Annotated in this window: 17 protein-coding genes and 1 pseudogene; 8 read left to right on the top strand and 10 right to left on the bottom strand. The window is 72.1% G+C overall.

From position 1 onward, the window contains the following. Positions 1 to 72: 72 nt before the first annotated feature. The gene (locus tag H305_RS44265; RefSeq protein WP_051370338.1) at positions 73 to 3,384 is read right to left on the bottom strand and encodes an NACHT domain-containing protein; all 3,312 of its coding nucleotides are present in this window, start codon (positions 3,382 to 3,384) and stop codon (positions 73 to 75) included. A 463-nt stretch (positions 3,385 to 3,847) separates the two neighbouring features. On the opposite strand from H305_RS44265, the gene H305_RS0102630 reads away from it, so the two are divergent. Beyond that, positions 3,848 to 4,465, top strand: a complete 618-nt coding sequence (locus H305_RS0102630; RefSeq protein WP_028799041.1) for a M23 family metallopeptidase — start codon at positions 3,848 to 3,850, stop codon at positions 4,463 to 4,465. 67 nt (positions 4,466 to 4,532) lie between these two features. On the opposite strand, the gene H305_RS0102625 is transcribed toward H305_RS0102630, so the two are convergent. After that, on the bottom strand, positions 4,533 to 5,126 hold the full coding sequence (locus H305_RS0102625) for a TetR/AcrR family transcriptional regulator (protein WP_028799040.1): 594 nt from the start codon (positions 5,124 to 5,126) through the stop codon (positions 4,533 to 4,535). Between the two features lie 193 nt (positions 5,127 to 5,319). Between H305_RS0102625 and H305_RS0102620 the strand changes: the two genes are divergently transcribed. Both H305_RS0102620 and H305_RS49990 read left to right on the top strand, forming a co-directional pair. Then, positions 5,320 to 6,918: an MDR family MFS transporter gene (locus H305_RS0102620; RefSeq protein ID WP_028799039.1), complete on the top strand. Its 1,599-nt coding sequence runs from the start codon at positions 5,320 to 5,322 to the stop codon at positions 6,916 to 6,918. Positions 6,919 to 7,135: 217 nt separating this feature from the next. Continuing rightward, positions 7,136 to 7,330: pseudogene (locus tag H305_RS49990) on the top strand (helix-turn-helix transcriptional regulator); the annotation flags it as partial. Between the two features lie 87 nt (positions 7,331 to 7,417). Here the strand turns inward: H305_RS49990 and cseC are convergent. The 5 genes from cseC to H305_RS0102595 form a co-directional block, all read right to left on the bottom strand. Beyond that, entirely contained in the window at positions 7,418 to 8,938 is a 1,521-nt protein-coding gene (gene cseC / locus H305_RS0102615; RefSeq protein ID WP_078628843.1) for a two-component system sensor histidine kinase CseC, read from the bottom strand. A gap of 8 nt (positions 8,939 to 8,946) precedes the next feature. Further along, positions 8,947 to 9,654, bottom strand: coding sequence for a two-component system response regulator CseB (cseB, locus tag H305_RS0102610; protein WP_028799037.1), 708 nt, complete (start codon positions 9,652 to 9,654; stop codon positions 8,947 to 8,949). A 19-nt stretch (positions 9,655 to 9,673) separates the two neighbouring features. After that, positions 9,674 to 10,324 (bottom strand): hypothetical protein, encoded by a 651-nt coding sequence (locus H305_RS0102605; protein WP_078628842.1) that lies wholly within the window; start codon positions 10,322 to 10,324, stop codon positions 9,674 to 9,676. Beyond that, the gene (locus H305_RS0102600) at positions 10,312 to 10,863 is read right to left on the bottom strand and encodes a SigE family RNA polymerase sigma factor (protein ID WP_028799035.1); all 552 of its coding nucleotides are present in this window, start codon (positions 10,861 to 10,863) and stop codon (positions 10,312 to 10,314) included. Before H305_RS0102600 ends, H305_RS0102605 begins: the two co-directional genes overlap by 13 nt. Positions 10,864 to 11,116: 253 nt before the next feature. Continuing rightward, a complete protein-coding gene (locus tag H305_RS0102595) occupies positions 11,117 to 12,025 on the bottom strand; it encodes an A/G-specific adenine glycosylase (protein ID WP_028799034.1) in 909 nt (302 codons plus the stop codon). A 220-nt stretch (positions 12,026 to 12,245) separates the two neighbouring features. Between H305_RS0102595 and H305_RS0102590 the strand changes: the two genes are divergently transcribed. Then, entirely contained in the window at positions 12,246 to 13,091 is an 846-nt protein-coding gene (locus tag H305_RS0102590; protein ID WP_028799033.1) for a hypothetical protein, read from the top strand. A gap of 182 nt (positions 13,092 to 13,273) precedes the next feature. Here the strand turns inward: H305_RS0102590 and disA are convergent, their stop codons facing one another. Both disA and radA read right to left on the bottom strand, forming a co-directional pair. Next, positions 13,274 to 14,398, bottom strand: a complete 1,125-nt coding sequence (gene disA, locus H305_RS0102585) for a DNA integrity scanning diadenylate cyclase DisA (RefSeq protein WP_028799032.1) — start codon at positions 14,396 to 14,398, stop codon at positions 13,274 to 13,276. Positions 14,399 to 14,466: 68 nt separating this feature from the next. After that, a complete protein-coding gene (gene radA, locus H305_RS0102580; RefSeq protein ID WP_028799031.1) occupies positions 14,467 to 15,876 on the bottom strand; it encodes a DNA repair protein RadA in 1,410 nt (469 codons plus the stop codon). A gap of 295 nt (positions 15,877 to 16,171) precedes the next feature. Between radA and H305_RS0102575 the strand changes: the two genes are divergently transcribed. Beyond that, positions 16,172 to 17,926 carry a BACON domain-containing protein gene (locus H305_RS0102575; RefSeq protein WP_028799030.1) on the top strand — a complete coding sequence of 585 codons (1,755 nt, stop codon included), beginning with the start codon at positions 16,172 to 16,174 and terminating at the stop codon, positions 17,924 to 17,926. Between the two features lie 123 nt (positions 17,927 to 18,049). Here the strand turns inward: H305_RS0102575 and H305_RS0102570 are convergent, their stop codons facing one another. Then, a complete protein-coding gene (locus H305_RS0102570) occupies positions 18,050 to 18,898 on the bottom strand; it encodes a hypothetical protein (RefSeq protein ID WP_028799029.1) in 849 nt (282 codons plus the stop codon). A 71-nt stretch (positions 18,899 to 18,969) separates the two neighbouring features. On the opposite strand from H305_RS0102570, the gene H305_RS0102565 reads away from it, so the two are divergent. The 3 genes from H305_RS0102565 (at position 18,970) to H305_RS0102555 (ending at position 21,915) form a co-directional block, all read left to right on the top strand. Next, positions 18,970 to 19,926, top strand: coding sequence for a Ppx/GppA phosphatase family protein (locus tag H305_RS0102565; protein WP_028799028.1), 957 nt, complete (start codon positions 18,970 to 18,972; stop codon positions 19,924 to 19,926). Between the two features lie 550 nt (positions 19,927 to 20,476). Further along, the gene (locus H305_RS0102560; RefSeq protein ID WP_028799027.1) at positions 20,477 to 21,301 is read left to right on the top strand and encodes a sugar phosphate isomerase/epimerase family protein; all 825 of its coding nucleotides are present in this window, start codon (positions 20,477 to 20,479) and stop codon (positions 21,299 to 21,301) included. Continuing rightward, positions 21,298 to 21,915: a TetR/AcrR family transcriptional regulator gene (locus H305_RS0102555; RefSeq protein WP_028799026.1), complete on the top strand. Its 618-nt coding sequence runs from the start codon at positions 21,298 to 21,300 to the stop codon at positions 21,913 to 21,915. Before H305_RS0102560 ends, H305_RS0102555 begins: the two co-directional genes overlap by 4 nt. The last annotated feature ends 11 nt before the right edge of the window (positions 21,916 to 21,926 follow it).

The following is a 21,926-nucleotide window of genomic DNA, read 5'->3' as shown; positions in this document are numbered from 1 at the left end:
TCTTGCTGGTTCGGGCAGGACGCCGGTGACGTCCGGCTCCTCGTTCTCCGGGCCGCGCCGCACACCGGGCGGTCACGTCTGCTGGGTCCAGGTCGTTCCGCTGAGGTGGCGCTGGGGCTGATGGACGACAGTCTGCTCCGGGAGCTGGTCGACGCCGCACAACTCGCCCTCCCCGCCCGGGACGACGAGCAGCTCCCGCAGGCCGTGGGCGGCCTTCAGGGGGGAGACGTCCAGTCGGGTGCGGGTGGTGACGTCACCGATGATGTGCAGCTTCGTCAGGTGCGGGAAAGCCGCCGGGACTCTCTCCAGGTCGAGGGTCCCCGCCATGTCGTCGAGGAGGAAGAGGTCGGTGACGCCGGGTAGTTCCAGGGAGTCCGGGCACAGCGCGAACAGGCTCACGCTCATCTGGAGATGGACGAGTTCGGGCAGTGTGGCGACGGCCGACCAGCCGTGGAGGAACCGGGTGTCCGCGGGCCAGCCGCTCGCGAGGAAAGCGAAGGTCAGCTCCTTCAGATGGCGCAGCGTCGCCAGCGGGCGCAGGTCCGGCTCGGGGCCCAGGCCGCCGAGGATCAGTGCCTCGATGGTCTGTCCGGTCAGGGCCGACAGGTCGGTCAGGTGCGGGCAGGCGTCGATCTCCAGGCGGGTCAGCGTCGTCGCCCCGCCGAGGAAGGAGACGTCGGTGAGGGTGCTGTTGCTCCGGATGCACAGATGGGTGGGCGGGACCTCCGAGACGTACGCGCGTAACTGGTCGGCGGGCAGGTCGCCCTGGACGTCCACCATGGGGCGCCCGCCCAGTGCCCGCAGTGACCGCAGTTGTGCGGCTTCGGTGACCAGGAAGTAGACCTCGTGCGGGTCGACCTGGGCGATGACCTCGCGGGCGAAGCGCTCGGTGTCGAACCGGGACCAGCTCCTGACGATCCGGTCGCGGACCCGCGGGGAGTCGTGGCAGGCGAATCGGGTGAGGTACGGGATCGCCGCGTCCGACGCCAGGTGCAGCGCGGTCGCGACGACGGCGCCGGCCTCCTCGACGCTGAGTTCCTCGGGCCCCGGGAGCAGGTCCAGGACGAGGGGGCCGACGGTGGCGAGTTCGACGGCCTCCTGCGAGGTGGACGGCGGGATGAGTGTGCTGGTGCGTTCCTTGACCGCGAGCCGGACTGCGGGGTCGAGCTCGGCGGCGTGCTCCAGACAGGCGGCGGCCAGCAGGAACACCCGGTTGCGCACCGGAACGTCCGTGGTCCGGTCGCCCACGGCGAGCAACTCGGTGAGGAGGTCGGCCCGTTCGCGCGGCCTGCTGTGGGCCACGGCCATCCGGATGACGTCCTCCCACTGGTCGTCGGCCGCGTGCTCGATCAGCAGGCCGATGTCCCACACCTCCACGGCCGCTCGTGCTCCCAGATAGTCCTGGAAGGTGCGGTGGATGAAGTCGACGGCGCCGGGGGCCGGTTCGCGCAACAGGCCGCTGCGCAGAAGGAGATGGCGGAAGACGGCCGCCGCGTCGCCCAGGGCTGCCGCGGCGGGCACCGAGGGGAGGGCCTCCTGGATGATCTGCTCGGCGCGTTCGCGGTCGAGTTCGGTACGGCCGTTGCGGATCAGCCAGTACGCGAGCCGCTGGAGCAGTTGGGTCTGTGGCTCCTGCCGCAGTTCGAGCGTCAGGATGTCGCGCTCCCGGTCCCGGCGCGTCAGCAGCATGGTGAGCGCGGCCTCGTACAACTCCTTGCGTCCTTGCGGGAGATAGCCGCGCCGGTCGCGGTGGAGCGCGCAGATGAGCCCGCACATGAGCGGGTTGGTGGCGAGCCGGCCAAGATCTCCCTTGCTGCGTACGGCGGTCAGCAACTGGCTCTTGTACGTGGTGAGGGCCTCGTCCTCGTCCGGGCTGCCGATCCGTGCGGCGGTGTGCCAGCGCTCGATGAACGCGGCGACGTCCGCCGGGCTCATCGCGGAGAGGGTGAGCTCGGCGAAGTCGTCGTCCGTGAGCCAGTTCTCGCGCACCGCCGAGGGCCGTGAGGTGACCAGCCAGCGGTTGCCGGGATACGCGCTGATGAGGTCGCTGAGCCAGACACGGGTCCGCGCCCGTTCGGCGTCGGGCACCTCGTCGATGCCGTCGACGAGGACCAGTCCGCGCCGCGAGCCGAGGACCCGGTCCGCCCAGCCCTCCGGCTGGCCGGCGGCGAGCGGGCAGCCGGTGGCCTCCAGGAAGCGGTCGGGCACGGGGAGCCGCTCCCCGTGCCGGGTGAGGGTGCGCAGGGGGAGCACGAAGGGGACCCTCTCGTGCAGGTACGACATCGGGCCCTCCGGTGCCGAGCGGGCGGCGGAGACGGCCAGCCACTGGACGAGGGTGGTCTTGCCGGAGCCGGCGACCCCGCGCAGCAGGACGCGTTCGTGGGCGGCGAGGGCCTGGTCGGCGGGGCGCGAGTCGAAGCGTTCGAGGTGGCGCCGGCCCGCCTCGGTCTTCGCCGGGGCCGGGACCGCACGCGCGCCGCGGGTGCCCGTGCCGGCGGGCTGCCGGTCGGGGGCGGCCGTGGGCGGCGTGCCGGGCGCCTCTTGCGCGGACGCGGTGCCGGCGGTCTCCTCGGATGCCGGGTCGGCGGTCTCCCCGGGTGCCGTGCCGTCGTTCCGTCCGAGGCCCGGGCGGGAGGCGGTGAACGTGCCGGGCCGCACATAGCCGAGGAGTCTCTTGCGCGGGGCGGTCGCCTCCAGGCTCAGGTACGCGGCGTCCAGCGGCCACTTGCCGGGGGAGTTGGTCAGGTCGATCCCGTAGATCGTGAGCTGCCCCTGCTTCTTGGCGACATAGGCGAGGTAGCGGCGCTCGAACGAGGTGTCGCGCGCGTCGGGCCGTGGGACGCGGGTGATCAGCTCGTCGAGTTTCGTGACGAGTTCGGCCAGCAGGCGGGTCTGTTCCACCAGCGTGCGCGCCACGAACGTGGAGCGCTGGGTGAAGAAGTGCATGACATGGACGCAGGCCCACTCGGTCAGGGAGTCGAGGAAGAAGGAGGCGTCGGCGGAGAGGCCTCGGGTGGGGGCCCTGTGGTGGAGCTTGCGGGCCAGTTCGCGGTGGCCGAGCCGGACGGCCTGGACGTCGTCCATGTCGAGGTCGCCGAGGGCGAGCAGCTTGCGGGACAGCGCGTCCGTGACCGCTGTCTCCTCGTCGGGCGGGAAGGGGCGCTCGCCCGGCGAGTCGAGCGCCGCCCGGACCAGCTGGGCGGCGAGGCGGTGGACGTCCTGCTCGGTGAGCGTGCGTTTCTCTCCGCGGAAGGAGACCAGGGCGCCAAGGCGTACCGGTTCGTCCACGAGGCCGGCTCCCGGGCCGTCGCGCCGGAAGAGTTTCCTGACCAGAGGCGCGATGAGGCTCGACGCCAGTTTTGTGCCCAGTACCGACGGATCCATACGGCCTCCCCCAAGAGCCCTGAACCAGGCAAGCAGCGTAGCCCCGGTCACATTCCCTGGGGGCTTGATCTTGCCGCCTGGTGACATGGCGCACAGGCGTTTTGTCCGGTACTAACCCGCCTAGTGGAAAGAGCGAAACGGACATTCAGGACCTTTGACCCGGAGCTCTCGGGACGATCCGCCCGCCATGGGGCTGAAGGGTCGTGAGGGGCTTTTTCCAGCGGGTGCAGCCCTCCGAAGTGCGGTTAAACCGTGTTTCGGGCAGGGAAAGCGGCGGATCTGGTACGGGATGTCCGAACTGTCAAGGTTCACTAAGTTTTCGGGTGAAGTACGACCTAACGTCGTAGGTCACACTGTTTGGGGGTCTCTGGGGTGGTGGGTTACCAAGGGATAGGCCGCTCGACGGACGACATGTCCACCGGGCGGTTTCCCGAGTCCCAGTCCCCGTTCTCGAGAGGTCCTCATGTCGAAGCGCGTCACGTCCCGTCAGTCCCGTACGTCCCTGATTCGCACCCGGGCCGCCGTCCTGGCCGTCGGCCTCGGAGCCACGGCCGTACTGGGCGCCGGGGTCGCGAGCGCCGCCGAGACCGGCCTGAACAGTGCCGGCACCGTCAAGGCCGCGAACACTGTCCAGGCCAAGTCCGCCGCCGCCAAGAAGGGCGCCTCCTGGGTCGACCCGGTGAAGCGGTACGCCCTGTCCGCCAGCTTCAACCAGGCCGGCGGCATGTGGGCCCACAAGCACTCCGGCCAGGACTTCGCCGTGCCGCAGGGCACCCAGGTCGTCGCCGCGCACGGCGGTACCGTCGTCAAGGCCGGCCCCAACGGCGCCGGTGACGGCCCCGCGTACGGCAACGCCATCGTCATCAAGCACGGCAACGGCACGTACTCGCAGTACGCCCACCTGTCGCGCATCGACGTGCGGATAGGCCAGGTCGTCGGCACCGGTCAGCACATCGCGCTGTCCGGCAACACCGGCAACTCCAGCGGCCCGCACCTGCACTTCGAGATCCGTACCACCCAGAACTACGGGTCCGCGATCGACCCCGTCGCCTTCCTGCGCGCTCAGGGTGTCGTCGTCTGATCACCTGACCCCCACAGGGTGATCACCCCGTAGGTGAGGCCGGGCGTCCCGAAAGGGGCGCCCGGCTTCATGCGCCGGCGCCGCCGTTGGCCTGCGTCACCAGGTCGATCGCGACCTCCAGGACCGCCTTGCGCTTGTCCTCGGGGTCGCCTTCGACGTCCCTGAGGACGAACATCCCGGCGTGCATGGAGAAGAGCGCGCTGATGCACCGGACCTGGTCCTTCAGGTCGGCGTCCGGCTCCTTGAGCAGGTCGACCATCCGGATCATGCGGTCCTTGAAGTCCTCGCCCGTGCGCAGCTCGCGCACCGTCGCCTGGTTCTCCTGCATGAAGCGGAAGAGCGGGGCCGCCTCGGCGAGGGCGTCGCTGTAGCGGTGCAGGATCTCCTGCTTCGTCGCCAGTGTGCGCGGCTGCCGCGCCCCCCATTCGATCAGCTCGTCCATGGGCCGGGACAGGTCCTGGAAGAGGCTGATGAGGATGTCTTCCTTGGTCTTGAAGTGGTAGTAGAGCGCCGCCTTCGTCACGTCGAGGTGCTCGGCGATCTCGCGGAGCGAGGTCTTCTCGTAGCCCTGCTCGGAGAAGAGTTCGAGGGCCACGTCCTGGATGCGCTGGCGGGTGTCGCCGCGGCGCTGTCGCTTGGTGCCGTCCATGGTGCCGCCCATCCTCTTACTCCTCGCGCTCCCTGAAAACTTACCTGTCGACCGGCTGGTAAAACTACTTAAACTTACTTGACGCCCGGCTAGTTCGGGGTCTAGTTTCCCTGAGTGTAGTCAACTTGCCGGTCGGCAAGTAAGTAGTCGAGGGGCGGCGGCCGCACCAGAGGCCGGCGGCGGTACTCAGGGGAGTGGGAAAACGATGGCGGACAACACGGCGGCGGCCGCACCGGTCGCCGAGGACGGCGGGAAAGCGCCTCGCAGCGTGCGGGTCGTACTGCTCGCGCTCATGATCGCGATGCTGCTCGCGATGCTCGACAACATGATCGTCGGTACGGCGATGCCCACGATCGTCGGTGAACTGGGCGGGCTGGCGCACCTGTCCTGGGTCGTCACCGCGTACACGCTCGCGACCGCCGCCTCGACCCCGATCTGGGGCAAGCTCGGCGACATGTACGGGCGCAAGGGCGCCTTCATGACCTCGATCGTGATCTTCCTGATCGGCTCCGCGCTCAGCGGCATGTCCCAGGACATGGGGCAGCTCATCGGCTTCCGCGCCGTCCAGGGTCTCGGTGCCGGCGGTCTCATGGTCGGTGTCATGGCGATCATCGGCGACCTGATCCCGCCGCGGGAGCGCGGCAAGTACCAGGGCATGATGGCCGGCGTCATGGCCTTCGCCATGATCCTCGGCCCGCTGGTCGGCGGCTCCATCACCGACCACTGGGGCTGGCGCTGGTCCTTCTACATCGACCTTCCGCTCGGCGTCGTCGCGCTCCTCGCGGTCAGCGCCGTGCTGCACCTGCCCAGGAAGCGGGTCCAGGCGAAGATCGACTACCTCGGCGCCGGCCTGCTGGCGCTCGGCATCTCGTCGATCGTGCTGGTCACCACCTGGGGCGGCACCGAGTACTCCTGGGGCTCCGCGCGGATCATGGAGCTGATCGGCATCGGCGTAGCCGCGCTCGTCGGCTTCGTCTTCTGGCAGACCAGGGCCGCCGCGCCGATCATGCCGCTGCACATCTTCCGCAGCCGCAACTTCACCCTGATGTCCGTCATCGGCTTCATCACCGGCTTCGTGATGTTCGGTGCGGTGCTCTTCCTCCCGCTGTACCAGCAGTCCGTGCAGGGCGCGTCCGCGACCAACTCCGGTCTGCTGCTCCTGCCGATGCTCGGCGCGATGCTCGCCGTGTCCATGGTCGCGGGCCGGGTCACCACCAACAGCGGCCGCTACAAGGTCTTCCCGCTCGTCGGCAGCGTCCTGATGATCGTCGGGCTGTTCCTGCTCGCCCAGATGGACACCGGGACGACCCGCCTGACCTCGGGTCTGTACATGGCGGTGCTGGGCGCGGGCATGGGCTGCCTGATGCAGATCACCATGCTGGTCGCACAGAACAGCGTGGAGATGAAGGACATGGGAGTCGCGTCCTCCTCGACCACCCTGTTCCGGACCCTCGGTTCCTCCTTCGGCGTCGCCATCATGGGCGCCCTGTTCAACCACCGGGTGCAGGACGTGATGGCCGAGCGGGCCGGAGCGCTCGGCTCCAAGGTGACGGAGCAGTCCGCGCAGCTCGACGCGGCCAGCCTGGCGAAGCTGCCCACCGCGGCGCGCGAGGCCTACCAGTACGCGGTGTCCTCCGGTACGCACTCCGCGTTCCTGCTCGGCTCCGTGGTGGCAGTGGTGGCGCTGGTCGCCGCCGTGTTCGTCAAGGAGGTCCCGCTGAAGGGGGCGGCGGGCGCGCCCAAGCCGGACGACGGCGCGGCGCAGGACGCGGCCCCCGCGGCGAGCATCGCCGAGGCGGTCTGACCCCCTCCACGACCCCACGAGTTCGGCGAGCTCCGGAGTTCGGCGAACTCCACCCGAGATCCGCGCGTACTCGGACCGAAGGCCCCCGGCGTTGTCCGCCCCGGGGGCCTTCTCCCGTCTTCGGCTCCGGCCCGCGACGGGCCGGGTGTTCCGGCGCCGTCGGGCGACGGCCGCGGCGGTGTCGGTGCCGCGTGCCACCATCGGGAACGTGGACAGTATGCGGCAACTGCGGCCGGCCGAGGACGCGATGGTCCGGGACTGGGCCGAGCCCGGCCTCGATCTCGACGCGCCGGCCGCGCACGCCGGGTACTCGCGCTTTCACGTCATCCGCGCCTTCAAGGCGGCGTACGGCGAGACACCCGGCCGGTATCTGACGCACCGCCGCTCGCTCACCGAGCGCAGCGAGGCGCTCGACTTCTCCAAGGACTTCGGCTGCCGAGCGTGCCGCCGCGCGCCGCGGCCGCCCCCGGCCGGTGAGGGGACCGGGGCCGCCGGACCCTCACTTGCCGGAGGCCGACGGCAGCATCGGATAGCTCCCGGTGTTCGTCGGGGCGTGCTCCGGCAGCCACAGCACCGCGACCGCGCCCTCCGCGGGCACGTCGTCCGGAGCCCCGGCGGGCCGTACGTTGCGGAACGTCAGCCGGGCCCCGAGCACCCGCGCCTGCCCCGCGGCGATGGTGAGGCCCAGCCCGTGCCCGTGACCGGCGCGGTCGGTGCTGCCCGTACGGAAGCGGCTCGGGCCCTCGGCGAGGAGCTTCTCGGGGAAGCCGGGGCCGTGGTCGCGGACACGGATGACACGGCCCTCGACCGTGACCTCCACCGGCGGCCTGCCGTGCCGGGAGGCGTTCGCGAGGAGGTTGAACAGGACGCGTTCCAGGCGCCGCGGGTCGGTCGTGACCTCCGACTCGTGGACCACGCGCACCTCGACGCCCGCGTCCTTCGCGGCCACGCGCCGCGTGACGAACTCGCCGAGCATGATGTCCTGCAGCTCGGCCCGCTCGGAGGCGCCGTCGAGGCGGGCGACCTCCAGGACGTCCTCGACGAGCGTGCGCATGGCCTGCGCCCGGTCCCTGACGAGTTCGGTGGGACGGCCGGGCGGCAGCAGCTCCGCCGCCGTCAGCAGCCCGGTCACCGGCGTGCGCAGCTCGTGGGCGATGTCGGCGGTCACCCGGCGCTCCGCCTCGATGCGCTGCTGGAGCGCGTCCGCCATCGCGTCGACGGCCCGTGCCAGGTCGTCGGTCTCGTCGCGCACCACACCGCCGATCGCGTCCCGCACCCGCACGTCGGTGTCGCCCTTGGCGACCTGGTTCGCGGCGGCCGCGGCCTTGCGCAGCCGGCGTGACAGCTGGCCGCCTATGAGCACGCCGAGCGCGCTGCCGCCGAACACGACCGCGATGGACCCGATGATCAGGGCCTGGTCGAGGTCCTTCATGACGTCCGCGTTGCGGTCGGTGAACCGCTCGTGCCAGGACAGCACCCGGCCGTCCCTGAGCGGTACGGCGGCCCAGATGTCGGGCACCCCGTGCGTGCCCTCGGAGATATAGGTGGCCCGCCGGCCGTGCGAGACGCTCTCCAGCAGGTCACCGGGGATGGACGGGTCGTCGATCTTGGCCCCGAAGGGCGGCGGCCGGCCGGGTCCGTACATGCGCTGGGCGAGCTGGATGCGCTCGTCCGCGAGGTCCCGCGAGTTGTCGAGCATCGACACCCGGGCCGCGTTGTGCACGACCAGGCTCAGCGCGATCGCGACGAGCGCGCCGACCAGGGCGATCGCCGTGCTCAGCTTCCAGCGGATGCCGGTGCGGATGTTCGTGCCCGAGTCGGGGCCGTCGGCCGCGGCACCGCCGGGACGCGCGCCCGTACCCGTCCGTCCGCCCGGGACCGGGCCCGTGCCCGTCCGTCCGCCCGGGACGGCGCCCGTACCCGTCCGTCCGCCCGGGACCGGGCCCGTACCCGTCCCTCCGCCCGGGACCGGGCGCCCTGCCGGTTCACCGGACCCCTGAGGCCGAAACATCCCCCGCATACCCCTGCTCAGGCTTTCAACTTGTAGCCGAAGCCACGGACCGTCTCGATCCGGTCCTGGCCGATCTTCGTGCGCAGCCGCTGCACGTGCACGTCGACGACGCGGGTGTCACCGCCCCAGCCGTAGTCCCACACGCGTTCGAGCAGCTTGTCGCGGCTCAGCACCGTACCCGGCGCGGCGGAGAACTCCAGCAGGAGCCGCATCTCGGTGGGCGTCAGCGCCACGTGCGCACCGCTCCTGCGCACCTCCATGCCCTCGGTGTCGATCTCCAGATCACCGAAGGCGAGGACCCCGCCGTCCACCGGGGCCGGCTCGTCGGCCGCCGCGCTCCGTCCGCCGTTGGCGTGCCCGAAGCGGCGCAGCACCGCGCGGATGCGGGCGACCAGAACGGCCCCGTCGAAGGGCTTGGTCACATAGTCGTCGGCGCCGGCCTCCAGGCCGAGCACGACGTCGATCGAGTCGGCGCGCGCGGACAGCATGATCACGGGGACGGTCGACTCGTCCCGGATTCGCCGGCACAGCGAGACGCCGTCGAGCCCGGGGACCATCACGTCCAGCAGGGCGATGTCCGGGCGGTCGGCACGGAACGCCTCCAGGCCCGACAGCCCGTCGGGCATGGCGGTCACCGCGAAGCCGTCGCGCTCCAGGGCGAGTTGCGTGGCCTCCCGGATGACGTCGTCGTCCTCGACGAACAGGACGTGGGTCTGCTCTGCCATCCGTCTGCTCCGCCTGCTCTCAGTTCGCCTCGGGCGAGGGCGAGTCGGCGCCGCCCACCGCGTCGCTGTAGTCGTTGTGGATCCGGGACTCCTCGGTGAAGTGGGTCGCGGACCAGCCGTAGGTGATCACTTCTTCGCTGGAGGGGTACGACACCGGGTCGCCCTTCTCGTACAGCTGCTGGGTGACCACCAGATCGCCGCGGTCTATCTCCGCGTAGACCGGCGGCTCCTCGGCCTTGAACACATTCTGGTACCTGCCGTTGGCCTCGCGGTACACGTACGAGCCGATGCCGACGGCGTCGCCGCAGGTCATCACGTTGACCACGACGTCGTTCGAGGAGCTTTCGGTGAGGTTGCCGTACGACACGTCGACGGGGTACTCGTCGCCGACGCACGGCTTCAGGTCGCGTTTTACCGCCGCGCTGACGCCCGGGTCGTTCTTGACCAGCCGGACGGCGTCGACGCGCCGCGCCGCCTTGCTCGGAGAGACGGCGGCCGTGGGCGTGGCGGCGCCCTTCGCGACGGCGTCGCCGCCCGCCGGGCCCTCGTCGCGGGCGCCTGTGCCACCGGTGGCACAGGCGCTCACGAAAAGGCCGAGGGCGGTGAGCACGGCAGTGGCCGTACTCCCCGCCTTCAGGACCTGATAGGCCCGACTTTCTAGGCCGCGCAACGCTCCCGCTCCTCACCCGGCTCGAGCGCGCGGGCGCCGCGCTCCGCGAGGTCGCGGCTCTCCAGCTCCTCGCGGAGCCGGGCCAGCGCCCGGTGCAGCGTGCTCTTGACCGTTCCGGCCGACATGCCGAGGGCGGCGGCCGTCTCCTCCGTGGACATCTGCTCCCAGTGTCGCAGCACCACGACACTGCGTTGCTTGGGAGCGAGAACCTTCATGATGTCCATCAGCAGCGCGCGGTCCGCGTGCTGCTCGGTGGAGTCGTCGACGCTGGCGTCCGGAAGCTGCTCGGTGGGCACCTCTTCGAGCTTGCGGGCCCGCCACCACTCGGTCCGGGTGTTGATCATGACGCGGCGCAGGTAGGCGTCGGCCAGCCGCTTGTCCGCGATGCCGTCCCAGCGGCCGTACGTCCGCACGAGCGCGGTCTGCAGCAGGTCCTGCGCGTCGACCGGGTCGGGGACCAGGCGGCGGGCACTGCGCAGCAGCGCGTCCTGCCGGGTACGGACGTACTCCTCGAATTCGAGCACCTCGCCCTGCGCCATGATCAACCGCCTCCATCCCCGTTTCCGACCTGCCTGCTGCCGGTTGTCCGTCTGCTGTCGCACCGCCTGCGTGCCGCGGTCTGTGCGGCCGCTCCTGCGGTACGGCAATGAAGCTACGGAGGCGTTGTCACGGGGTTGTCCGAGACAGCCTGCGGCAAGCAATCGGCTGTCCGTCGGTTGTGTAACGGATGTAGGCGCGGGGTAAGAGAGAGGCTGCTTTCTGTCCTTACTGGTCCCGTTGCGGGTGCTTTTGTCAGGTCAGGGGGAGCCGATACAGAGCTCCGGGGAGCGGCTCCACCAGTCCGTCGGCGACGAGCCCGTCGAGCGCGCGCGCCCGCTGCACCGGTTCGCCCCACACACGGTCAAGTGCCGCCTGCGGCACGGGCGCGACCGCTTCCCGCAGCACGGCGAGCAGCTTTCCGCGCACCTGCCGGTCCGTGCCGGCGTAGGTCTGACCTCGCCGCGGTGGGCCCTGGTGCTCCGGCTTGCCCGCCAACTGCCACGCGCACTGCGAGGCGATGGGGCAGCGGTGACAGGTCTCGTTCTTCGCCGTGCAGACGAGCGCGCCGAGCTCCATGGAGGCGGCGGCCCAGCGGGACGCGGTGTGCTCGTTCTCGGGCAGCAGCGCCCGCGCGAGCTTGCGCTCGGCCGCGGTGGTGGCGTTCGGCGGGTACTGGACGCCGGTGACGGCCCGCGCGAACACCCGGCGCACATTCGTGTCCAGCACGGCGTGCCGCTGGCCGTAGGCGAAGGACGCGACCGCCGCCGCCGTGTACTCCCCGATGCCGGGCAGCGCCAGCAGCTGGGCGTGCTCCGCCGGTACGTCGCCGCCGTGCCGCTCCGTTATGGCCACCGCGGCGCCGTGCAGGCGCAGCGCGCGCCGTGGGTAGCCGAGCCGGCCCCAGGCGCGGACGGCCTCTCCCGGGGCCTCCTTCGCCAGGTCGGCGGGGCGGGGCCAGCGCGCCAGCCACTGCTCGTACACGGGGAGTACGCGGTTGACCGGGGTCTGCTGGAGCATGAACTCGCTGACCATCACTCCCCAGGGACCGGCGTCGGGGCGCCGCCACGGGAGGTCACGGGCGTGCTCGTCGAACCAGGCGATGACGGGTGCGTGCAGCGTCTCGCCGGAGGCGTTCTGGGTGGGTTTGGTGGGTGCAGTCATGGCTCTGTCGATCCTGCCAGATCTTTGCAGCCCGTCCGGCGATTGAGCGCGGGCCCGTCAGGGCCGTCACGGTGCCCGGGCACGAAGTCCGCAGGTACCGGACGGGTAGGGGCGGAGGGGGTGAAAACTCGCCGTGCCCCGGGATGATGATCCGGAAAAGTTGCCGACAGGGCGGCGGGTGCGGCAAGCCGCGGCGCCGATCTCTCGTACAGTTTGCGCCGTGGGATCTCTGCGCAATCCTGTCGGGCCGCTGCCCTCCACCATCTACTGGCGTCGGAGGGCCGTTCTGCTGTCTGTGGTAGCGCTGTTGGCGCTGCTCGTCGTGTGGGTGGTCGGTTCCGGCGGCGGAGGCGGAAAGCACGACAACGGCGGGTCCAACGGGAAGAACCCCGCGCCCACCATCACTCCCGGCCCCTCCGGTTCGGGTCCCGCGATCAGCCAACACCCTGGCGGGCGCGACGAGTCGAGCGGCAGTGGTAGCGGTGGCGGCGACGAGGGCGACGAGGGCGGCGACGGTGACGGCGACACGAGCGGCGGCGCTTCCGCCGGCGGTGCCGGTTCCGGCGGCTCCGAGGAGAGCGGTGGCGGGACCGGAGGCGGCTCGGACGACGGGTCCAAGAACGGCGGCGGGTCGGGCGACCGGCTCCCGGCCGGCTCCACCGTCCCCAACTGCACTCCCGGCGACGTGAAGTTGACGCTGCACAGTGAGCACAACAGCTACGCCCCCGACGAGACCCCCACGATCGACCTCATCGCCAAGAACTCCTCGGGCAGTGCCTGCAAGCTCGATCTCGGGCCCGAGAAAACCGTGCTGACGATCACTCAGGCCGGAAGTGACGACGACATCTGGTCCTCGGACGACTGCCCGAAGGGCGGCGGCAGCCAGCTGTACCGCGTGCCCGCCGACGACCAGGTGATCTACAAGGTGAGGTGGGACCGCAAGGCCAGCGCCCCCGAGTGCGCCACGCCACCGGCGGGTTCGGCGTCCGCGGGCACGTACCTGGTGGAGGCGAAGGCGCCCGGACTGGCCAAGGCCCAGACGTCGTTCGTCCTGGCCAAGGACTGAGCGAGGACTGAGCCTGGACCGGGCCCAGGAACGGCGCCGGGGTCGCGCCGGCTCCCACTCCGAGCGCTCAGGTCCCGGGCGGGCGCCCAGGCCCGGGACCCGGCCCGCGGGCCGAAGAGAAGGGGCCCGGCCCGAGCAGTGCGGAGCTGGAGCGCCGAGGGCCCGGCGATCCGCCGGACCGGCTAGACGTACCGCTCCAGGATCGACGACTCGGCCAGGCGGGACAGGCCCTCGCGGACACTGCGCGCCCGCGCCTCGCCCACGCCGTCGACCGTCTGGAGGTCGTCCACGCTGGCCGCGAGCAGCTTCTGCAGCCCGCCGAAGTGCTCGACGAGCCGGTCGATGATCGCGCCGGGCAGCCGGGGCACCTTCGCGAGCAGCCGGAAGCCGCGCGGCGAGACCGCCGAGTCCAGCGCCTCGGGGGAGCCGGTGTAGCCCAACGCCCTCGCCACGGTGGAGAGTTCGAGGAGCTCCGCGTGGGTCAGCGCGTCCAGTTCGAACAGCGCTTCGTCGACCGTGCGGGAGCGCTTGGCGGTCGGCTCCGGCACGTAGTCCCGCACGACGAGCTCACGCTCGGGCTCCACGCCCGCGATCAACTCGTCCAGCTGGAGCGCGAGAAGACGTCCGTCGGTGCCCAGTTCGACCACGTACTCGGCGATCTCGGTGGCGATGCGGCGGACCATCTCCAGGCGCTGGGCGACCGCCGAGACGTCCCGGACGGTGACCAGGTCCTCGATCTCCAGCGCGGACAGCGTGCCCGCGACCTCGTCGAGGCGGAGCTTGTAGCGCTCCAGGGTCGCGAGCGCCTGGTTGGCGCGGGAGAGGATCGCGGCGGAGTCCTCCAGGACCCGGCGCTGACCGTCGACGTACAGCGCGATCAGGCGCATCGACTGGGAGACCGAGACGACGGGGAAGCCGACCTGCTTGCTCACCCGGTCCGCGGTGCGGTGCCGCGTGCCGGTCTCCTCCGTGGGGATCGTCGGATCGGGCACCAGCTGCACGCCCGCCCGGAGGATCTTGGTGATGTCCTTGTCGAGGACGATGCCGCCGTCGAGCTTGCACAGTTCACGCAGCCGCGTGGCGGTGAACTCGACATCCAGGACAAAACCGCCCGTACACATCGCTTCGACGGTCTTGTCGGAGCCCAGCACGATGAGTCCGCCTGTGTTGCCGCGGAGAATCCGCTCGAGCCCGTCGCGCAGGGCCGTGCCGGGTGCCACGGCGCTCAGTGAGGCGCGCATCAGGCCATCGGCACCGGAGCTCCCACCGGACTTTCCGGGAGCTGCTGCCCGGTCGTTGGCTGCCACTGCACTCCTCCGGTCGCAGGTTTCCGGTCGCCCTCGGTTCGTACGGACGGGCGAGACCAGGGCAAAGTCTACCGGCGCTCTTCCTCCGCCCGTGGGGCCTCTCGAGGACGGGAGCGAGGAAGGACCCGCAGCGCGTCGCCCATGTCGGCGACTTCCAGGACCTTCATACCGGGAGGGATCTTGCCCGGGTCGGCCGGTACGAGGGCGTGCGTGAAGCCCAGGCGGTGCGCTTCGGCGAGCCTGCGCTGGACGCCCGTGACCCGTCTGACCTCGCCCGCAAGCCCCACCTCGCCGATCGCCACGAGGTTCTTGGGCAGCGGGGTGTCACTCGCGGCCGAGGCCAGCGCGAGCGCGATCGCGAGGTCCGCGGCGGGCTCGGAGAGCTTCACGCCGCCGACCGTCGCCGAGTAGATGTCCCGCTTGCCGAGAGCGCTGATCCGTCCGCGCTGCTCCAGGACGGCGAGCATCATCGAGACCCGTGAGGTCTCCAGGCCGGACGTCGTCCGGCGCGGGGAGGGGATCTGCGAGTCCACGGTGAGCGCCTGCACTTCGGCGACCAGGGGGCGACGGCCTTCGAGCGTGACAGTCAGGCAGGTCCCGGGCACCGGCTCGTCGCGGCGCGTCAGGAACAGGCCCGAGGGGTCCGCGAGGCCCGTGATGCCCTCGTCGTGCAGCTCGAAGCAGCCGACCTCGTCCGTCGTCCCGTACCGGTTCTTCACTCCTCGGACGAGCCGGAGGCGGGCGTGCCGGTCGCCCTCGAAGTGCAGCACGACGTCCACGAGGTGTTCGAGCAGGCGGGGGCCCGCGATGGCGCCGTCCTTGGTGACATGGCCCACGAGGAGGGTGGACATGCCCCGCTCCTTGGAGGCTCGGATGAGCGCTCCGGCGACCTCGCGCACCTGCGCCATGCCACCGGGGGCGCCGTCGATCTCCGGGGAGGCGACGGTCTGCACCGAGTCCATGATGAGCAGGGACGGCTTCACCGCGTCCAAGTGGCCGAGGACGGCGGCCAGATCGGTCTCCGCGGCGAGATAGAGGTGGTCGTCGATCGCCTTGATGCGATCGGCGCGCAGCCGGACCTGGCTCGCCGACTCCTCGCCGGTGACATACAGCGTGCGGTGTTCGTCGCTCGCCGACTTTGCGGCGACGTCGAGCAGGAGGGTGGACTTGCCGACGCCGGGCTCGCCCGCGACCAGGACGACCGCGCCGGGCACCAGGCCGCCGCCGAGGACCCGGTCCAGCTCGGGCACGCCGGTGGGGCGGGCGGTGGCCTGACGGCCGTCGACCTGCCCGATCGGTACCGCGGAGGTGGTGACGCGGCCCGGCGCCGTGGTGCGCACGGCGGGCGCGCCGTACTCCTCGACCGTCCCCCATGCCTGGCACTCGGGGCAGCGGCCGAGCCACTTGGCCGTCTGCCAGCCGCACTCGGTGCAGCGGTAGGACGGCCGGTCCTTCGCGGTTTTCGTACGGGCAGCCATGACGGAACCGTAACCGAGCCCACTGACACCCCGGCCTCGAGCGGTGGGGAAGGCCGGGAAGCGGGGCCGGGGCGGTGGCCGGGCGCTCGGCCGGCGCCTCCGCCGGGCCGGTGCTCCCCGGTCCGCCGGCGCACCCGGCAGGGGTATCTGCCATGGCCTGCCATCGCCGCCCGTGCCGGCCTGGGCCACGGGATCGGAGGTTCGTGTACCCGATTGAGGGATCGTTTCACCCGTACGGATTAAATGTGCTCAAGGTGGAAGAAGGGGCCACCTCGGGGCGCCTACGGTCGCACGGGTGATGAGCAGCAGTCCGGAGACCACCACGCACACAACCGGCGCACACCGGGCGCACGGACCCGCCCGCAAGCGGGTGGCGGCGCCCCGTGGCGCGAGCACCCGCACCCTTGCCCAGCGTCCTCCCGCGCGCTACGAACCGTACCTGGACGGCCTGTTCACCTACTGCCTGAGCGTGCTGTGCGACCACGACTCGGCCACCGCCGCCCTCGGCGACGTTCTCGCGCTGGCCGAGCGCCGGAGCCCGCGCGGCCCCGAGTCCGCGGCCGACCGCCGCGCCTGGCTGTACGCGCTGGCCCGCTGGTCCTGTCTGCGCAAGCTCACCGAAGCCCGGCGCAGACGCCAGGCGGCGCACGCCTCCGGGCGGCGCGCGGCCCACCGGTCGCACCAGGACACCGCCGACCGGCGAGCGGCCGAGGCGCTGGGCAGCACCGTGTCCGAGGAGGTCAGGGCGCGGCGCCAGCGCGAACTCGCCCTGCTCGCCTGGCCGGAGGCCGCCGGCACCACTCCCGAGCAGCGCGAGGCGCTCGAACTCGCCGTGCGTCACCAGCTCGCCGCCCACGAGGTCGCCGCCGTCCTCGGCATGGACCTCGCCGCCGCCCGCGAGCTGCTCGCCTCCGCCGCCTGCGAGGTCGAACGCACCCGCGCCGCGCTCGCCGTCGTCGAGACCGGTGCCTGCCCCGGCGTCGCCCGCCTCACCGGTGACAACCAGCTGGTCCTGAGCGCCGCCCTGCGCTGCGAGCTGGTCAGACACGTCGACGACTGCCCCCGCTGCCGCCGCACCGCCGAGCGCGCGGTCCCCGGCGCCTGGCCCGGCACCAGCGTCACCCCCGCCGCCCTGCCCGTCCTGGAGGCGCCGCGCCGGGCCCTGCACACCGCGATGGCCCACGCCCCGCGCGCGCGGAGCGGCGCGCCGCGCTTCGACCGGCGCGGCTTCCCGATGGACCCCAAGGACCACGCGGCCCGCCGGGACCGGCTCCGCGCGCGTGCCGTCACGACGACGGTCGTCGCCACCGTCGTCGCCGCACCCGTGCTCGCCCTTTGGGCCGCCTACCGGGGCGCGCCCCTCACCGGGGAGGGGACCGACGGCCGCCCGGTCACGGCGAGCGAGGCGCACGGCCCCGACGGCATGGACGGCGACGGGTCGGGCGGCTACGAGAACGCGGGCAACGCCAGCGCCCGTCCCGACGCGCGCTTCACCAAGGGCAGCCGCTCGCCGGACGTCTCCGTGGAGGTCGTCAGCGCCCCCGGAAGCACCCCGGGGCAGGGCGCCGGGCAGCTCGCCGTGACGGCGGGCAACAGCGGGGACACCACCCTCATCACACTGACCGCGTCCGGGAGTTCACCGGTCCACTGGTCCGCCCGCACCGGAGCCTCGTGGCTCTACCTGAGCCAGTCCGCGGGGACCCTCGACCCGGGCGAGTCGGTGACGGTCAAGGTGTACGTCGATCATCTCCGGGAGCCGGTCGGCCACTGGAGCGCGCAGGTGGCGATCGCCCCCGCGCGTGCCGTGGTCACGATCGCCGGCTACGGCAACGCGGGGCCCTCCGGTCCCGGGGGTCACGACCCGGCCCCGACGCCCAGCGCCCCGGTCCCGACCGACCCCGGCTCGACCCTGCCGCCGTCCGACCCCGGCCCGTCGCCGACGCCGTCCGACCCGACGACCTCCCCGGCGCCCACCGACTCGACGCCGTCGGACCCGGGCGGCTCGACGCCGCCGCCGAGCGACACCGGCGCGCCGACCCCGTCGTCGTAGGGCGACGTGCCGATACGGCCCCGCGGCCGTCGTCCGGGCCCGACGCACCGGGTGCGGACGCTCTGCGGCCCTGTCGTCCCGGCCCGCCGTGCCCGCGGGCGTGGACGCGCCCCGCGCCCCGTCTCAGTCCGTCGGGTCCGCCGGGTGCGGTGCCAGCAGCGGCAGCTGCGACGCCAGCCGCTCCTCGCAGAGCTCGACGAGGCGGTCGTACCCCGCCTTGCCCATGAGCTCGATCAGCTCCGGGCGGTACGACACGTACACCGGGTCGCCCGCGCCGTGCGCGGAGGTCGCCGAGGTGCACCACCAGTGCAGGTCGTGGCCGCCCGGGCCCCAGCCGCGGCGGTCGTACTCGCCGATGGAGACCTGGAGCACCCGGGTGTCGTCGGGCCGGTCGATCCACTCGTACGTCCGGCGGACGGGCAGCTGCCAGCAGACGTCCGGCTTGGTCTCCAGCGGCTCCCGGCCCTCCTTCAGGGCGAGGATGTGCAGCGAGCAGCCCGCGCCGCCCGCGAAGCCCGGACGGTTCTGGAAGATGCACGAGCCCTGGTACGGGCGCGTCTGGCGGTCGCCGTCCTCGTCCTCGGAGACCCAGCCGGTCTTCGTGCCCACGTCATGGTGCTGCCAGATGTCCGGCGTGAGGCGCGCCACGTGCTCGGCCACCCGCTTCTCGTCGTCCTCGTCCGAGAAGTGGGCCCCCAGCGTGCAGCAGCCGTCGTCGGCGCGGCCCGCCTGGATGCCCTGGCAGCCGCTTCCGAAGATGCAGTTCCAGCGAGAGGTCAGCCATGTCAGATCGCACCGGAAGACCTGCTCGTCGTCGGCGGGATCAGGAAATTCCACCCATGCGCGAGCGAAGTCGAGTCCCTTCTCGTCGGACACGGCGGCCTTCGGCGGGGACTTCTTGGGCTTGGGCGCCTTCGCCTGCGAAGGACCCTTGGCTGATTTGTCGGGCTTCGCCTTTTTCGTCTTTGGCACCCGTCCAGGGTAAGTCGCTTCTGCCCGCTCCGGGGACGGTCGACGACCGAGGGGGCAGTAGCGTTCCGTACATGAGACTCGGTGTCCTCGACGTGGGTTCGAACACGGTGCATCTGCTGGTGGTGGATGCCCACCCCGGCGCCCGTCCGCTGCCCGCGCACTCGCACAAGGCCGACCTGCGGCTCGCCCAACTGCTCGACGGGAGCGGGGCGATCGACCCCGCGGGTGTCGACAAACTGGTCGAAACGGTCCAGGACGCGCTGGAGGCCGCCGAGGACAAGGGCGTCGAGGCACTGCTGCCCTTCGCCACGTCCGCGGTCCGTGAGGCGCGCAACGCCGACGACGTCCTGGCCCGGGTGCAGGCCGAGACCGGCGTCGAGCTCCAGGTCCTGACCGGCGAGGAGGAGGCCAGACTCACCTTCCTCGCCGCCCGCCGCTGGTTCGGCTGGTCCGCGGGCAAGCTCCTCGTCCTCGACATCGGCGGTGGCTCCCTGGAGATCGCGTACGGCATGGACGAGGAGCCGGACGCGGCCGTGTCGCTGCCGCTGGGCGCGGGGCGGCTCACCGCCGGCTGGCTGCCCACCGACCCGGCCGATCCGGCCGACGTGAAGGCGCTGCGCCGCCATGTGCGGGCGCAGATCGCCCGCACGGTCGGAGAGTTCAGCCGCTTCGGCGCCCCCGACCATGTGGTCGCCACCTCCAAGACGTTCAAGCAACTGGCCCGCATCGCCGGCGCCGCACGCTCCACGGAGGGCCTCTACGTCCAGCGCGAGCTGAAGCGGCGGGCGCTGGAGGACTGGGTGCCGCGTCTCGCCTCGATGACCGGGGAGGAGCGCGCGGAACTCCCGGGCGTCTCCCCCGGCCGCTCGGGCCAGCTCCTCGCGGGCGCGCTCGTCGCCGAGGGCGCGATGGATCTCTTCGGCGTCGAGACCCTGGAGGTCTGCCCCTGGGCCCTCCGCGAGGGCGTCATCCTCCGCCGCTTGGACCACATGCCCTCGGAACAACCCCCACCCGCCCCGCACGGGTGAGCGTGGTCGGGTCGGGCGGACGTAGGGGCGCGGGGAACTGCGCGCGCCCGGCGGCACCCGGCGGTCACGGGTGAGCGTGGTCGGGTCGGGCGGACCCAGGGGCGCGGGGAACTGCGCGCCCAGCCACGCGCAACCCGCACGGACCGGCGCACGCCGAAACCGCCTCACCCGGTGCGCGGGGAGCAGGCAGTGCCCCCGGCGGGGCGGTGCGTCGCCGGGGCGGGTGGCGATGCGGGGTGACCACGGCGCCGTGGGAGGCAGGGCGCCGTGAGAGGCAGGGCGCCCAGTGCCCCGCGCCCCTGGCCGGGTGGCCGCAACCCGCGCTCATCCGCGCGGCCCCGCTCGACCCCGGGAACCGGACGAACCGCTCCGGAGCCCCACCCCCGCGAACAGGACAAAACACCCCCGCGCCGCCGAGTCCCCACCACGTGACGGAGCCCACCCCCGGCGCGAAAAGGCCGGGAGACCACGGGCCACAGCCCCTGACGCCCCCGGCCGGAAGCCCACCACTCACGGCCCCCCGCCGGAGCCAACCCGTACTCTGTCCCTCGTGGCAGAACCAGTCGTACGCATCCCGGATGCGAAGGTCGCGCTGTCCACGGCCTCCGTGTACCCGGAGTCGACGGCGACGGCCTTCGAGATCGCCGCACGCCTCGGCTACGACGGAGTCGAGGTCATGGTGTGGACCGACCCGGTCAGCCAGGACATCGAGGCGCTGCGCAGGCTCAGCGACTACCACCAGATCCCGATCCTCGCCGTACACGCCCCCTGCCTGCTGATCACCCAGCGGGTGTGGTCCACCGACCCGTGGGTCAAGCTCCAGCGCGCCCGCGCGGCGGCGGAGAAGCTCGGCGCGTCGACCGTCGTCGTGCACCCCCCGTTCCGCTGGCAGCGCCAGTACGCGCGCGACTTCGTCAGCGGGATCTGGCGGATGGCGCACGAGACGGACGTTCGGTTCGCCGTCGAGAACATGTACCCCTGGCGCTACCGCGACCGCGAGATGCTCGCGTACGCCCCCGAGTGGGACGTGACGAAGGACGACTACCGGCACTTCACGATCGACCTCAGCCACACCGCGACGGCCCGTACCGACGCCCTGCAGATGATCGACCGCATGGCAGACCGCCTCGGCCACGTCCACCTCGCCGACGGCAACGGATCCAACAAGGACGAGCACCTGGTCCCGGGCCGCGGCACCCAGCCCTGCGCCGAGCTGCTCGAACGCCTCGCGCTGTCCGGGTTCGACGGCCATGTCGTCATCGAGGTCAACACCCGCCGCGCGATGTCCGGCGCCGAGCGCGAGGCCGACCTGGCCGAGGCCCTGGCCTTCACCCGGCTCCACCTCGCCTCCGCCGTGAAGGTGCCCCGCCGGTGACGGACGCCACTCCCCGCCGCGGCCGGGGGCGCCCTTCCCGCACGCAGACCCAGGCGGCCCCCGCCACCCGCGACCAGATCCTGGAGGCGGCCCGCGCCGAGTTCTCCGAGCGCGGCTACGAGAAGGCCTCGGTCCGGGGCATCGCGAAGGCCGCCGGGGTGGACTCCGCGCTCGTGCACCACTACTTCGGCACCAAGGAACAGGTCTTCGAGGCGGCCATCGAGGTCGCCTTCGCACCCGCCCTGGCCGCTCCGGCCGCCATCGAGGACGGCCCCCTCGACGGGGTCGGCGAACGACTCACCCGCTTCGTGTTCGGTGTCTGGGAGAACCCGGCCACCCGCACCCCGCTCCTCGCGATCGTGCGCTCCGCCGTGAACAACGAAGCGGCCGCCGCCGTCTTCCGCCGTCTCGTGGTCACCCAGCTGCTGCGCCGCATCGTCCAGCAGCTCGACCTGCCGGACGCAGAGCTGCGCGCCGAGCTCGCCGCCGCCCAGCTCGTCGGCATCGCGATGCTGCGCTACGTGATCAAGATCGAGCCGCTGGCGTCGGCCGACCTGGAGCGGATCGTGGCGCGGGTGGCGCCGGTGGTCCAGGGACACTTGACAAACCCCTGAGCGAGCGGTCC

This window comes from Streptomyces sp. 142MFCol3.1 (assembly GCF_000424945.1).
Lineage (GTDB): Bacteria > Actinomycetota > Actinomycetes > Streptomycetales > Streptomycetaceae > Streptomyces > Streptomyces siamensis.
The sequence above is the reverse complement of the archived record's forward strand: the minus strand, read 5'-3'. Positions and strand labels throughout refer to the sequence as shown.

Excerpts from the sequence above, each read along its gene's own strand:
- H305_RS0102600 (WP_028799035.1), bottom strand. The coding sequence starts at position 10,863 with ATGGCGCAGGGCGAGGTGCTCGAATTCGAGGAGTACGTCCGTACCCGG.
- H305_RS0102595 (WP_028799034.1), bottom strand. The coding sequence starts at position 12,025 with ATGACTGCACCCACCAAACCCACCCAGAACGCCTCCGGCGAGACGCTG.
- H305_RS0102625 (WP_028799040.1), bottom strand. The coding sequence starts at position 5,126 with ATGGGCGGCACCATGGACGGCACCAAGCGACAGCGCCGCGGCGACACC.
- H305_RS0102565 (WP_028799028.1), top strand. The coding sequence starts at position 18,970 with ATGAGACTCGGTGTCCTCGACGTGGGTTCGAACACGGTGCATCTGCTG.
- cseB (WP_028799037.1), bottom strand. The coding sequence starts at position 9,654 with ATGGCAGAGCAGACCCACGTCCTGTTCGTCGAGGACGACGACGTCATC.
- H305_RS44265 (WP_051370338.1), bottom strand. The coding sequence starts at position 3,384 with ATGGATCCGTCGGTACTGGGCACAAAACTGGCGTCGAGCCTCATCGCG.
- cseC (WP_078628843.1), bottom strand. The coding sequence starts at position 8,938 with ATGCGGGGGATGTTTCGGCCTCAGGGGTCCGGTGAACCGGCAGGGCGC.
- H305_RS0102630 (WP_028799041.1), top strand. The coding sequence starts at position 3,848 with ATGTCGAAGCGCGTCACGTCCCGTCAGTCCCGTACGTCCCTGATTCGC.
- H305_RS0102620 (WP_028799039.1), top strand. The coding sequence starts at position 5,320 with ATGGCGGACAACACGGCGGCGGCCGCACCGGTCGCCGAGGACGGCGGG.
- radA (WP_028799031.1), bottom strand. The coding sequence starts at position 15,876 with ATGGCTGCCCGTACGAAAACCGCGAAGGACCGGCCGTCCTACCGCTGC.